This window comes from Candidatus Villigracilis saccharophilus (assembly GCF_016711665.1).
Genome location: NZ_JADJSO010000079.1, coordinates 99562 through 111548, shown reverse-complemented (window position 1 = coordinate 111548; position 11987 = coordinate 99562). Strand labels below are relative to the sequence as shown.

Genomic DNA, 11987 nt, shown 5'->3' with positions numbered 1-11987 from the left:
TTTGTTTTATGGTATTTGAAAGAAAATAATGGAAGAGACTCAACCTACAAGGTCGTTAGATAGTTATCAGTCAATGCCTTTGCAGCCAAAGGCGAAGACTTCAATCGTGAAATTTAGCCGCAGCTGGAAGGTGTTTTGGTTTGTCCTGTTAATACTTTCCCTCTATTTTCTTGGTCCATTTCGGACAAATATTCTTTTACTCGGAACTGATGATTCCCCTGAGCGCGGGTCTTTGGGCAGGACAGATACGATCATCCTGACCACCATTGTTCCACTCAAGCCGTATATAGGCATGTTGTCCATTCCGCGCGACTTGTGGGTAACGATCCCGAATGTCGGCGAGCAGCGCATTAACACTGCCTATTTCTTTGCCGAAGCGGATCAATCAGGAACAGGCGGCGATGCTGCCACCGAGACCATACGGGAAAACTTTGGCGTGACCGTTCCCAACTATGCAATTATTCACATGACTGGAATTGTGGCTGCAATAGATATTTTTGGCGGCGTGAATATTCAACTTGATTCCCCGAGCGGAGGATACCCGGCCGGTGAACATTCTTTGAGCGGGATAGAGGCATTGGCCTTTGCCCGTGACCGCGCCGGCAGCAGTGATTTTTCACGCATGCAGCGCACTCAGATCCTTTTGCTTGCCATTCTGAATAAAGGATTTGAGCCATCCTCATGGCCGAAATTCCCGCAATTTGTCCTGTCACTGGCAAAGGTTGTTGATACGAACATCCCGCTCTGGCAATGGCCGCGCCTGCTATTTGTTTTGGCGAGAGCGCCTTTGTTTGGAATAGATAGCCGCACGATTACCCCCGAGATGGTAGTTCCGTTTACAACCTCGGGTGGGGCGCAGGTCCTGGGACCCAATTGGGGTGAGATCAATCAATTGATGGATGAGATGTTTGGGAGATAATTTCAGCAAGTGCAAACGGGTTGGCCAGGGTAAGTTTATGTTTCTTGCACATAATTTGAAAAATTATTAATGATTTTTCCTTGAGTTTCATCCCGCCATTGCAGGCGGATCTGGACCTTTTGCTCATTCATTTCGACAAATAAAGAAAGCCCATCGTCATAGGGCAGGAAATCTTTTTCGATAAAACGCCATTGTTCCCCGATGTGATGAATGGCACCATCATAATCTTCGAATGAAGTCTTAACAATATAGTTTTGTCCCCGTATAAGATCTGCCGCGGTGAATCTTTGTTTTGCTGTAGACATTTTTTTCAGATGGATTTATTGGTTCTCTTTCACAGTTAAATTCACTACGATCGCATTGCTGGCTTTTACCAAATTCTCTGGTGTGATCATGATCTCTTCCCCCCATTGACCTCCGCCCGTACCGAGGATGGGTTCATTGAGAAGACTCGCTTCAAGAAATGACCTGAAGTTTGGCGACTGCCAGCCAAAGGCCGGGATCGACCCGATAATGTAGCCTGTTGTCTCCTTTACCACTTCAGGCGCTGCCATCTGAATATTGCGCGACCCGATCGCCTTCTTCAAATTTCCTGAGACCGCATTTTGATCTCCGCCAAGCATGACCAGCACGCGTTCGCCTGTATCCACTTGAAAAATGAGGGTCTTGACAGCCTGTCGTTCAGAAAAGCCCAGCACATGCGCCACATTAGAGGCGCCTTTTTCGGTATCAGGTGAAAAGCTGCGGGATTCGTAGGGGATATTTAATTTATCGAGATATTCATGGGATGGGAGTTTCATGGGCAGTCCTTTGCAGATGATGGAAATGATCTCTTGCGGTGTGAGTTCTATGTCAATGGTTAGCGCATTCCGTGGTTCTTCGAGTATATCAAATTGACTCGCCAGCATTGCGGCAGACATGAAGTGGCCTGCGCGCTGCTGTAAGCGATGTTTGATCTGGGGGTATGTTCCCCGCAGGTAGACGAACCTTACCTGATCACCCGATTGTCGGTTAAGAAAATTCCGATAGGCTTCCTTCAATGCAGAGCAAGACAATACAATTGAATTTCCCGTTTGAATATTTAGCACGATCAAATTCTGTAATGCGGATAACCATTCCTGACGGTCTTCGTCCGTTAATGGAATATTATGCGCCATCTTTGATCGATTCGCTTCTGAATGAAATTCGTCGGCATCGTAAAAATCCCAACCCAGCTTTTGTGCCAGTAATGAACCGATCGTTGTCTTCCCTGAACCTGCCACGCCCATGATAATTATGACTTGAGATTTGCCGTTCATAAAAGAATTAGCCGCCTGTGCGTTGAGAGGCAAGGTAAATGCCTGCCAGAATAAAGACTCCGCCAAGCAGTGTGGCGGGGGACGGCGATTCGCTCAGAATAAAAAACGCGAGCACCGCTGAGCCGATCGGTTCGCCAAGGGTCATTACTGCAACCAGCGCAGCGGGGAGGTATTTCAACGCCCAATTGTAGGTGGAGTGCCCGACTAACTGCGGTAAAGCCGCAAGAAGAAAGATCCAGCCATAAGTTTTTGACTCATACCCCAACGCTGAATTTCCGGTAATGAACATGAGCGCGATCAACACGAGTGCGGCCATACCATACACCATAAAAATATACGGGATAAGCGATATGCGTGTGCGTAATTTTCTGCCGATGATCAGGTAGCCTGTCACTGTCCACGCCCCCAGAAGCGCAAGGAAGTTACCCCACATTGCGCGTCCCTGCAGCACATCTGCAAACGCGGGGCAGGATATGCCTGCATTCCAAACACACGCATCCGACAGCCCGATAATTGTTCCGCCCGCAAGCGACAATCCCAGCCCGATGATCGCTGTCTGCGCGAGATGTTCCTTCAATAGGAGCGGTGAGAGTAATGCCACCCAGAGCGGTCCTGTGCTCACGAACACCACCGAACTGGCCACGCTGGTGTACTCAAGCGAAGATATCCACGTGGCGAAGTGTACAGCCAGAAAAATGCCCGAGAAAACACCGAGCATGATCTCATTAAGGGTGAAGCGCTTTATTTCCTCGAGATGTTTTGTCAAAGCGATCGGCGCAAGCAGGACCGTTGCAAAGCCCAGTCTTAGGGCGGCAATCACAAGCGACGGCGCGCCGTCACTTTGCGCAAATCGAATAAAAATGCTCGCAGTGGACACAGCCAACACGGCGATAATGATCGCGAATGGGAGCATGAAACGTGTGCGTTGATCCATAATGGCCAGAGTGTACCTCAAATGGCGCGCGCAATGAAACTTGTCATCTGTTATAAGCTGTGCTAGTATAGTTGCAAAATAATCACTTAGAGGAGAACTGAAAATGTCCAACATCAAAACTGAAATTGCAGAATTAGTTGTAAAAAAAGTTGGTATTCCCAAGGATAAAGCAGGGCAGGCTGTGGATGTGGTTTTAAATTTCCTTAAGCAAAAATTACCTCCCACGGTTGCAGGTCAATTGGATGCCATCCTTGCAGGTAATGTTGACCTCAGCGATGGGATTGGTCTTGATGATGCCGCAGGTCTGCTTGGTGGTTTGCTGGGCGGGAAGAAGTAACCTTTGATCGGTTAAAACGACTGCAAAAGTAGAGCGACTGATGATCGCTCTACTTTTTATTCAGGTAGATGTGTTGATTTATAAGATATTTGTATAATAATTATCCAAATTCTTGCGGCTATTCCAGGTACAAGGTAAAATCGGGTTATTCGAAAAACTGTTACCACCAAGGAGAGAATAAAATGGCTTTTGAACTTCCAAAACTTGCTTATGCTTACGACGCTCTGGAGCCGCATATTGATGCGCGCACCATGGAGATCCATCACACCAAGCATCACAACACATATGTAACCAACTTGAACGGCGCAATTGAGAAAACACCCGAGCTTGCCGGTAAATCACTAGAATCTTTACTGGGTGATTTGAACGCAGTCCCTGAAGGTGTCCGCATGGTTGTCCGCAATCATGGCGGCGGCACATTCAATCACAACCTGTTCTGGGAGGTGATGGGACCGAATGCCGGCGGTGCTCCCAAAGGAGAATTGGCGAGTGCGATCGATTCTTCCTTTACTTCTTTTGATTCTTTCAAGGCCGAATTTGAAAAGGCCGCCACTACCCGCTTCGGTTCTGGTTGGGCCTGGCTCGTCAAAAAAGGCAGCGGTTTGGCTGTGGTCTCGACCGCGAATCAAGACAATCCGCTCTCGGAAGGATTTACCCCCATTCTTGGGATTGATGTTTGGGAACATGCTTATTATTTGAAATATCAGAACCGCCGGCCTGAATACATCACAGCATTCTGGAATGTGATCAATTGGGATGCGGTCGCTGCTCGATACGCTGCAAAATAATACAAAAAAAGTCAATCCAATAAAAGTTCATTTATCAAAAGAGTCCATGCCTCATCAGCATGGACTCTTTTGAATTTACCCATGATCCGTTCCCGGGACTTATAATGGATATGGTCGCAATTTCTCGACTCAAATGACAGGAAAAATTTAATGACTTCAGAAGAAAATATCCCGGAAGAGAGCAATATACCCGCTCCTGATGTGCAGGTATTTCACGCCATGTTTGATGAAAATAAGGAGGTCATGCTGCTGATCGATCCTGAGAGCGGGGAAATTGTCGATGCAAATCAAGCCGCAATGGAATTTTATGGATATGCAAAGGTCAAATTATGCAGTATGTCAATTAATGAGATCAACACCATGTCGCCTGAACAAATAACTATGGAGCGCCAAAGGGCGTTGCATGAGGAGCGAAATTATTTTATTTTTCCTCACAGGCTATCCAATGGTGATGAGCGAATTGTAGAAGTTTATTCCTCCCCGATCTTTTTATACGGAAAGCAATTATTGTTCTCAACGATTCATGACATTACCAATCATAAACCGTTGGAAAAAGTGATGTGGGTACGCCCGCAGTGAGATCGCAAAAAAATCCCTTCGTGAAAAAATAAACTTACCCTTGCCACGAACATAAAGGAAGATATAATTAGTTAATTCCAAAATGAATTTCATTCCAACTAGGAGCAAAAAACAATGACTCACATTATCACCAGTTTATGCGTTCGTGACCGCGGTTGCATCGAAGTCTGTCCCGTCGAGTGTATTGTCCCCGGCCAGCCTGTAGCTGAATGGCCGTGGATGTATATTGATCCCGACACCTGCATTGATTGCGGCGCTTGTGTGCCTGAGTGCCCGTTTGCGGCGATTTTCCCCGAAGACGAGGTCCCTGCCGGATACACCGCCAAAGGCGGCGAATACATCAGCAATGTCGGCCTTACCGGTCATTACGAGGCCACCAATCATCACGGCAAAGCGGTTGTGCTTGATTCCACAAAACAACTGGCAGCCGGTGAAGTTGTTGACCTGACTCCGGATATTAAACCCAATTACGCTTTCTTCAAGAGCGGACCCGGGTACGCAGCCAAGGATAGCGATCAAGGTTCGTAACTCGTATTTTATAAAAGTGGCCAGGCGCAAAAGCCTGGCCACTTTTTGATTCATGCTGTGAATGTTACTTATTGATTCAACGCCGCATCAAGCAGTTTATTTTTGATATTCTCTGCCAGAGAAATATTATTCTCTTCCAATGTAACGATCAATACCAATGGTGTTCCGCCCCAATCCGGAATGGTGCCGGCTGTCAGCCATGTGATGGTTGTGCCATCTGCGCTTGCCTTGCTGGCACGACTCCAATAAGGCTTGCCTTCCACGATGAAAGCCAGAGACGTTTCATCTGCCGTCTTGGGTTGGACCACCTCAACCGATTTGTTCTCCGCTGATAACACCACCCAACCCTGCTCGGGCGTGTCAACCGCCATGGCAATACGAGCAAAGGGCATTATCCCATGATTGCTCAATGCGGCCGCCGCAAGACTTGCTTGTATGGGACTGATTCGCAGATTTTCTGTTGAGTTGTTCTCCACATCATACGCCGCCGGCATATTTAATTCCGGGATTTTATAAAAACCAAGTTTTTGGTAATATTTTTTTAATTCAGCCTCGGTTGGCTGGCGCAGTCCAAACTCAGCCCGCACAAGCGGAAGTAACGCCGTGCCCATTGGATACAGGCCTTGCGTGGCGCGATTTACCAATGGGGCGGCAGGATCTTGTGAAAGGGAATCTCCCAAATCATCGAGCTTGTTTGGATCATACGTGGGATGAGAAGCCATGACCAGTATTTCGCCAGTGTCTGCATTCATTAAAATAATCGCGCCGGTGTGGCTGCCAAGCAGCAGATCAGCTTGTGTTTGCAGCGCAAGATCGATGCTCAAGCGGATATCCAATCCGGGCGGCGGTGTGCCATAAAGTAAATGATCACGCCAGATCAGGCTGGACGGATTTCCCTGCAGGCCGCGTAAATAATTGTCTAATGCCGCTTCCAATCCGGCCTGCCCAAAAACAGAATGCGTATAGCCAGTTATTGGTGCCAGGTCTGGATAAAGGTATACGCGCTCGTACGTACCGCTGCTTCCTTCAGTAATATTGATGGGTTGATTGTTACGATCCATTAATTCACCGCGCTGAACATAGCGGTCAGCGATGGAGCGGCGGGCATTATCTGTGCGGCTGAGCAGGTCCGGGCTACGGACGATGGCCCACCATGCGCTGGATAGCGCAACAGCGGCCAATCCGATGGCCAGAATGCTTGCCAGGGTCGTGTATGGTTTTGGGTTTTCCAACGGAGCTGGCTCAGCGTCGACCAAATTGCTGATGACCAGCAAAATGAACAATGCGATATAAGAGGTTAATAGCGAGGAGCCGCCATACGACACAAATGGTAACGTTACGCCTGTGAGCGGCAGCAAGCGTAAGTTGCCGCCAATAATCAACAAGCTTTGAATACCAAAATAGGTCACAATGCCGGCCGCCAGGTAGCGGCGAAATCTGTCTGCGGCGCGCAGGGAAGCTATTAAGCCCCGCGCAAGGATCAGCCATATTGTGACGAGCAAGCCCAACGTTCCGACCAGCCCTGACTCTTCTGCAATCGCGGCAAAAATAAAATCAGAGATCGCAACCGGTACCAGCAACGGGCTCCCAAGCCCCAGGCCGCGCCCGATCGTGCCTCCATTGGCAACCGCGAGAATGGATTGTACGATCTGATACGAAGTGCCTGATGGGTCGCTCCAGGGATTGATCCATCCATCCACGCGGATGCGGATGATGTCAATGAAAAAATACCCAAGCACGAGCGCGAGCGTTAGGAAAAGCATCGTGCTTAATAAAATGCGGCGCTTGCCTGTGGCGAGGAAAATAATAATGGCGAAGATGAAAACAAAAATGGATGCGGTGCCGAGGTCGCGCTGGACAACCAAAAGCAAAAGCGAGATGCCTGTGACCACCAGTGTCGGCACCAGCAGCGGCAGAGAAGATAATCGAATGCTAACACGGTCTGCGAGATACGCAGAAAGATAAATGACCAATAACAGCTTGAGCGGTTCGGAAGGTTGAAAATAAACCCCGCAGCAGCCCAGCCATAAATGCGGACCGATCCCCAGCGGATTTGTGCCAAAAAGCAGTGTGAGCGCGGTAATAAATAATCCGCCGCCCAGCAGAACATATTTGTAGCGTCTCAGGTAGATGAGGTTTTGAGGGAGATATAAAGCGAATATAAATACCAGGATACTGATGGTAAGCCAGATCATCTGGCGTAATCCGAAGACTTCATCCAGCCGCCAGATGGTGAGCACCCCCCAACCGCTCAGGAGCGCAGCCGCCGGCAGGAGATAAGGATCCCGCTCTGGTAATTGTTTGATGGTTGCGCGGTGCGCGAGGGCCATCAGTACGATCCAGACAAAAAATCCCAGCCAATGTGACAATCTATAGTCTACATCCCATGTGCGTTCACGCACAGCGGGGGCCAGGGTTAGGATGGCGGATTGGATGAAGAGGAAAAAGCTCGCCCATTGCAAAAGGCGGCTTTGAGTTGCGTTATTCATGATTCATAGATTACACGGGTATGTTGCGCTATCCAATCGCATTTACTTGAAATATTTACCAATCAACAGGTCAAGTTTTTCAAGAGTCTCCTGGGGGACAACTTTGCGGTCGGTAATGAGTGCTGATGCGAGCGCATGTCCACATTGACAGGCGCTTACGGGTTTTAATCCGCGCACTAAATTATGGATGGCGTCCTGCGCGATCCGGGTGTTTTTATTGAGTGTTTGAATGACCATCTCAACGCTGACGGGCGCTTCGCTTTCGTGCCAGACATCATAGTCTGTAACATGCGCCATGGTCGCATAGCACAACTCCGCTTCACGCGCCAGGAATGCCTCTGGAGAGGCTGTCATTCCAACAATGGACATGCCCCATGCCCGAAAAGTGTTCGATTCCGCCCTGGTGGAAAAACGCGGGCCTTCAATTGTGATGAACGAACCTCCTCGATGAGTGACCGCGCCTGTCTTGCGAACCGCTGATTCCACCTGGTCTGATAAATCTGAACAGAACGGATCCGCAACCCCGACATGAGCCACCAGTCCATCGCCAAAGAACGTGCGAATGCGGTCTTTTGTGAAGTCAAAAATATTTTCAGGAATAACGATATGGCCGGGCGCATATTCCTCGCGCAAGGAGCCGCAGGCGCTGATACTGACAATCCGTTCCACGCCGAGTGATTTCAAAGCGAAAATGTTTGCACGGTAGGGAACTTCAGTCGGGGTGAGATGATGCCCGCTGCCATGCCGGGCAAGAAAGGCTATGCGTGTTCCTTCCAAAGTGCCAACGATGATGGGAGCGCTGGGTCTTCCAAATGGAGTGTCTATATTGTATTCTTTTGCATCTTCCAATCCGGGCATGTGATACAGCCCCGAACCGCCGATGATCGCAATTGAAACTTTTTCATTCATTCTTTTTTTCCAGTCTTTGAGTAGGTTCTATCAATACATTCACTGAAAGGGTCACAACCAAACTTGTGGAGCCGCATGCAATTTCATCCCCGGATGTGATCACCGTGGGCATATTTACTATCGTTCCGTTCAATGCGGTTCCGTTCATCGATGCGAGATCTTCCAGCCACCACTGCCCATGATGATAGGCCAATTTTGCGTGACGGGTTGATACTGTGTCGTCCATCAGGGGGATGTCACAACCTGGATCGCGCCCAAGTGTAATATCAGGCTGCGCAAAATATTTAAGGATCGGAGCATCGCTTCCGTGACGAACCGTGAGGCTGATACCGGGAACCCGACGGATCGCCAGCGCGATACTTTGTTTCTGCACTTCCCGCCATAGAAATACCAGCGCCCATCCCAAAAAACCATAGAGCGCGATGGCAATGATCAGCCGTAAGGCTAAAACAATTGAACCGCTCATTTTCTCTTGATTTTCGCTGTGGCGCGGTCTTTGAACGATACAGTTGCGTGATCGGCAACAACGCTTTGCAGAGGCGCTGTATTTTTCAACTCCGGCTGCGGAGGCGGGTTATCCTGCCCGAAGATGAGCGCAACCCCCGCGAGCGAGATGACGTCCCCGGGGTAGAGCACGCTCTGATTGGCGCGCTGTCCATTTACAAAAGTTCCCCCGGTCGAGTTCAGGTCAAATACCACGAACCGGCCCTTGATCGCCCTGAGCTGGGCATGATTGCGCGAAACGCGCGGGTCATCAATGATCAATTGGTTGTCGAGTCTGCGGCCAATATTAACCACAGGCAGGTTTAGCGGGAAAACTTTCACCCCTTCAACGATCAAAAAAGCGTTTTCAGGCAGAGCATTTTTAAGACCCAGATTATTTGTGTCAAGAGGAATTGCATTTGTTTCTGCCATGGATTCTATCCGGTGCGACGCCACGATCTCTGCGTCATTAATTGAGATTTTTTCATCTGTTGAAATGGTGATGGTGGGAGATATCGTAAACTTAAACCCAGCTTCCTGAGCCACCGTGGTGATGGAGTGCATGAGGATCGAAAGCAATTGCGGGTCCTCCCATTTAGCCGAGGTTTCCGGATGCATGACCAGTGTATACACATTAGGCGCCAGGATGGCGCCGTCTTCCATTGTAATGTTGTTAATGTGAATTGCCGCTGCCAGCTTTTGGACGATCACATCGTCCAGTTTTCTACCGGGCAGCACATTCAAAAGATCTACTTCAACAAGTGATTGCAAGCGGGCTTCAAATTCTTTCAGATTCATTTTGCACCATTAATTGTCATTATAGAAGGAGGCAGGTATTTCTGCAAGACTTCGGTCGTGATATAAAGAACCGGCTGAATATTCAGCCGGTTCTCAAATTTAAGTGGGCTGTTTACAGTTCGGACATGTCTTGTCGCCCGCCCGCACCACGTACCCGCATTGCTTGCAGGTTTTGGGTTGGACTCTGCCGAGCGGGGCACCGCACGCCACGCATGACGCTTCGCCGACAGGGTTGGCAGCGTGGCAGTACTCACAAGTCAGCCGTTTGAGTTTATCCGATAATTCCGTCGAGACACCGGCTGTCTGAACGGCTTTGCCGATCACATTCCAAATGCGGTCGTTGATCTGAAGATTTTCAATATCCTGGGCGATATCGTCCAGCCTGCCTAGCAGGCTAAAAGGATTGCGCAAGGCAGAAAGCGCGCTCATCCCCAAACTCGCCGCAACCCCAAGCCAGGCTTGTTGACCTACTTCAACGATCACGCCATCTTCCATCTTTTGAATGCTGACGGTCATTGCGGTTTGACCGCCCGATTCCGCGCCTGGACGTGTGCCGACCTGCACGACCATCTTGTCACTTCTGCCAAGTGTTTGAGCGCGCAGATTGCCGCGATTGAATTCGCCAAGCAACGCTTCTGCGATATCCACCGGGCTGATCTTTCCGTGGTAAATTTTTCGTTCCATGAGATAGATTATAATCGCCTTTGCGATTCTCCTAAAGAATAACTACGAAAATGAAGCGTATCTGGTTTCACATCCCTTTTGGCATCCTTCCCATCCTTTTTTCCTATTGGATTTTTTTCGCATCAACACCTGTCTTTGTGCTGGCCCAGCAGCCGACAAATGTGCCTTCGGGGATTTTTATCACCGTCACCACAGAGGAACCACAGATCAATGTGCGTATGGGACCGAGTTCCGCCATTTACCCCATCGTAGGCACCTTGTCGAGAGGCGATACTGCCCCGGCTTTAGGCAGATCACAAGGCGGTGACTGGATCAAGATCGAATTTCCCGGCGCGCCGTACAATCAAGGCTGGGTCTACTCGCCGCTCGTACAGGTTTCCGGGGGAGCCCTGCAGGTAGTGGGAGCGCCTCCCACTCCGCCGCAGCCTGCAACAGCCACCATAGACCCGACGCTGGCCGCGCAGTTCAATGTGCTTCCCACCGGTACCCGTCCGCCTACTTTTACACCGCCGCCATCCTTGAACACGCCGTCTTTTACCCAGATACCATCCGCGAATTCCATAAATTCCGTACCCAGGGGAGTTGTTATTCTTGCGCTGGTTATTCTGGGAATGATCGGTTTTTACTTTCCCTGGTTTCACACCGCCGCTAATATGTCTGTGCGCAAGATAAGGCTTTTGGTTTGGGCTTTTTTTATATTTTTGGGCGGTACATTCGCTCTGCATCCCTTCACGCAGCCCCCTGCTTTTGCCCAACAGCCGACCGGCTCCATCCCGACGGTGACCGGCACCCCCTCCGGCGCAATCGTTGCCGTTTTTCTTGACCTGCTCCAGATCAATGTTTATTCCGGTCCAAGTGATTTTCTCTACCCGGCCATTGGGGTACTGCTGGCTGGGCAGGAGATCCCCGCTTATGGTTACTCTGAGGATGAAAATTGGATACAGATCTATTATCCCGGTGTTCCGAATTCGGTAGCCTGGGTTTACGCGCCCTATGTGCGAATTGCAAAAAACGGGAAGCTGCCAAGGATCGTTGCGCCGGCCACACCTACATTCGCTTCGACCCCAACCATTGACCCCACGCTCGCGGCGGCCTTCATCGCGCCTGTCACTTCAACCCGCTTGCCGACCTTTACTCCGCCGGCGCCGTTGGGTGATCGCCACTTTTAGCGATGAACCATTGGACACGGGGCGTGTGCCGATCGGACTTTTGATCTTCGGTCTTGGTTTTATTGGAGGGTT

14 protein-coding genes are annotated in these 11987 nt (G+C 49.7%); 6 read left to right on the top strand and 8 right to left on the bottom strand.

Annotated elements, in window-relative coordinates; all coding sequences use genetic code 11:
* The first annotated feature begins 106 nt into the window (after positions 1-106).
* On the top strand, positions 107-919 hold the full coding sequence (locus IPL17_RS24525; protein WP_345309718.1) for an LCP family protein: 813 nt from the start codon (positions 107-109) through the stop codon (positions 917-919).
* A 35-nt stretch (positions 920-954) separates the two neighbouring features.
* Here IPL17_RS24525 and IPL17_RS24520 read toward each other — a convergent pair whose 3' ends face one another.
* Genes IPL17_RS24520 through IPL17_RS24510 form a run of 3 tightly spaced genes read right to left on the bottom strand, consistent with a single transcriptional unit; the run spans position 955 to position 3151 of the window.
* A complete protein-coding gene (locus tag IPL17_RS24520; RefSeq protein WP_345309717.1) occupies positions 955-1224 on the bottom strand; it encodes a DUF3601 domain-containing protein in 270 nt (89 codons plus the stop codon).
* A 15-nt stretch (positions 1225-1239) separates the two neighbouring features.
* The gene (locus IPL17_RS24515; RefSeq protein WP_345309716.1) at positions 1240-2217 is read right to left on the bottom strand and encodes a gluconokinase, GntK/IdnK-type; all 978 of its coding nucleotides are present in this window, start codon (positions 2215-2217) and stop codon (positions 1240-1242) included.
* A gap of 7 nt (positions 2218-2224) precedes the next feature.
* Positions 2225-3151 carry a DMT family transporter gene (locus IPL17_RS24510; RefSeq protein ID WP_345309715.1) on the bottom strand — a complete coding sequence of 309 codons (927 nt, stop codon included), beginning with the start codon at positions 3149-3151 and terminating at the stop codon, positions 2225-2227.
* 103 nt (positions 3152-3254) lie between these two features.
* On the opposite strand from IPL17_RS24510, the gene IPL17_RS24505 reads away from it, so the two are divergent.
* The 4 genes from IPL17_RS24505 to IPL17_RS24490 all read left to right on the top strand — a co-directional run bounded on the left by IPL17_RS24505 (position 3255) and on the right by IPL17_RS24490 (position 5383).
* Positions 3255-3488 carry a DUF2267 domain-containing protein gene (locus IPL17_RS24505; protein ID WP_345309714.1) on the top strand — a complete coding sequence of 78 codons (234 nt, stop codon included), beginning with the start codon at positions 3255-3257 and terminating at the stop codon, positions 3486-3488.
* Positions 3489-3670: 182 nt separating this feature from the next.
* Positions 3671-4276, top strand: coding sequence for a superoxide dismutase (locus IPL17_RS24500; RefSeq protein WP_345309713.1), 606 nt, complete (start codon positions 3671-3673; stop codon positions 4274-4276).
* Between the two features lie 150 nt (positions 4277-4426).
* Positions 4427-4855, top strand: coding sequence for a PAS domain S-box protein (locus tag IPL17_RS24495; protein ID WP_345309712.1), 429 nt, complete (start codon positions 4427-4429; stop codon positions 4853-4855).
* A 114-nt stretch (positions 4856-4969) separates the two neighbouring features.
* On the top strand, positions 4970-5383 hold the full coding sequence (locus tag IPL17_RS24490) for a ferredoxin family protein (RefSeq protein WP_345309711.1): 414 nt from the start codon (positions 4970-4972) through the stop codon (positions 5381-5383).
* A gap of 68 nt (positions 5384-5451) precedes the next feature.
* Here the strand turns inward: IPL17_RS24490 and IPL17_RS24485 are convergent, their stop codons facing one another.
* The 5 genes from IPL17_RS24485 to IPL17_RS24465 form a co-directional block, all read right to left on the bottom strand.
* Positions 5452-7872: an FtsW/RodA/SpoVE family cell cycle protein gene (locus tag IPL17_RS24485; RefSeq protein WP_345309710.1), complete on the bottom strand. Its 2421-nt coding sequence runs from the start codon at positions 7870-7872 to the stop codon at positions 5452-5454.
* Between the two features lie 42 nt (positions 7873-7914).
* Positions 7915-8781, bottom strand: a complete 867-nt coding sequence (gene mtnP / locus IPL17_RS24480) for an S-methyl-5'-thioadenosine phosphorylase (RefSeq protein WP_345309709.1) — start codon at positions 8779-8781, stop codon at positions 7915-7917.
* The gene (locus IPL17_RS24475) at positions 8774-9247 is read right to left on the bottom strand and encodes an FHA domain-containing protein (RefSeq protein ID WP_345309708.1); all 474 of its coding nucleotides are present in this window, start codon (positions 9245-9247) and stop codon (positions 8774-8776) included. The genes mtnP and IPL17_RS24475 overlap by 8 nt, the downstream gene beginning before the upstream one ends.
* Positions 9244-10062, bottom strand: coding sequence for an FHA domain-containing protein (locus IPL17_RS24470; protein ID WP_345309707.1), 819 nt, complete (start codon positions 10060-10062; stop codon positions 9244-9246). The genes IPL17_RS24475 and IPL17_RS24470 overlap by 4 nt, the downstream gene beginning before the upstream one ends.
* A 99-nt stretch (positions 10063-10161) precedes the next feature.
* Entirely contained in the window at positions 10162-10746 is a 585-nt protein-coding gene (locus IPL17_RS24465; protein ID WP_345309706.1) for a zinc ribbon domain-containing protein, read from the bottom strand.
* A 50-nt stretch (positions 10747-10796) separates the two neighbouring features.
* Between IPL17_RS24465 and IPL17_RS24460 the strand changes: the two genes are divergently transcribed.
* Positions 10797-11915: an SH3 domain-containing protein gene (locus IPL17_RS24460; RefSeq protein WP_345309705.1), complete on the top strand. Its 1119-nt coding sequence runs from the start codon at positions 10797-10799 to the stop codon at positions 11913-11915.
* Positions 11916-11987 lie beyond the last annotated feature (72 nt).

Bases quoted from the DNA above. Each gene is read 5' to 3' on its own strand.
- IPL17_RS24460 (WP_345309705.1), top strand. From the start codon at position 10,797: ATGAAGCGTATCTGGTTTCACATCCCTTTTGGCATCCTTCCCATCCTT.
- mtnP (WP_345309709.1), bottom strand. From the start codon at position 8,781: ATGAATGAAAAAGTTTCAATTGCGATCATCGGCGGTTCGGGGCTGTAT.
- IPL17_RS24475 (WP_345309708.1), bottom strand. From the start codon at position 9,247: ATGAGCGGTTCAATTGTTTTAGCCTTACGGCTGATCATTGCCATCGCG.
- IPL17_RS24505 (WP_345309714.1), top strand. From the start codon at position 3,255: ATGTCCAACATCAAAACTGAAATTGCAGAATTAGTTGTAAAAAAAGTT.
- IPL17_RS24495 (WP_345309712.1), top strand. From the start codon at position 4,427: ATGACTTCAGAAGAAAATATCCCGGAAGAGAGCAATATACCCGCTCCT.
- IPL17_RS24520 (WP_345309717.1), bottom strand. From the start codon at position 1,224: ATGTCTACAGCAAAACAAAGATTCACCGCGGCAGATCTTATACGGGGA.
- IPL17_RS24470 (WP_345309707.1), bottom strand. From the start codon at position 10,062: ATGAATCTGAAAGAATTTGAAGCCCGCTTGCAATCACTTGTTGAAGTA.
- IPL17_RS24490 (WP_345309711.1), top strand. From the start codon at position 4,970: ATGACTCACATTATCACCAGTTTATGCGTTCGTGACCGCGGTTGCATC.
- IPL17_RS24500 (WP_345309713.1), top strand. From the start codon at position 3,671: ATGGCTTTTGAACTTCCAAAACTTGCTTATGCTTACGACGCTCTGGAG.
- IPL17_RS24510 (WP_345309715.1), bottom strand. From the start codon at position 3,151: ATGGATCAACGCACACGTTTCATGCTCCCATTCGCGATCATTATCGCC.
- IPL17_RS24515 (WP_345309716.1), bottom strand. From the start codon at position 2,217: ATGAACGGCAAATCTCAAGTCATAATTATCATGGGCGTGGCAGGTTCA.
- IPL17_RS24485 (WP_345309710.1), bottom strand. From the start codon at position 7,872: ATGAATAACGCAACTCAAAGCCGCCTTTTGCAATGGGCGAGCTTTTTC.
- IPL17_RS24465 (WP_345309706.1), bottom strand. From the start codon at position 10,746: ATGGAACGAAAAATTTACCACGGAAAGATCAGCCCGGTGGATATCGCA.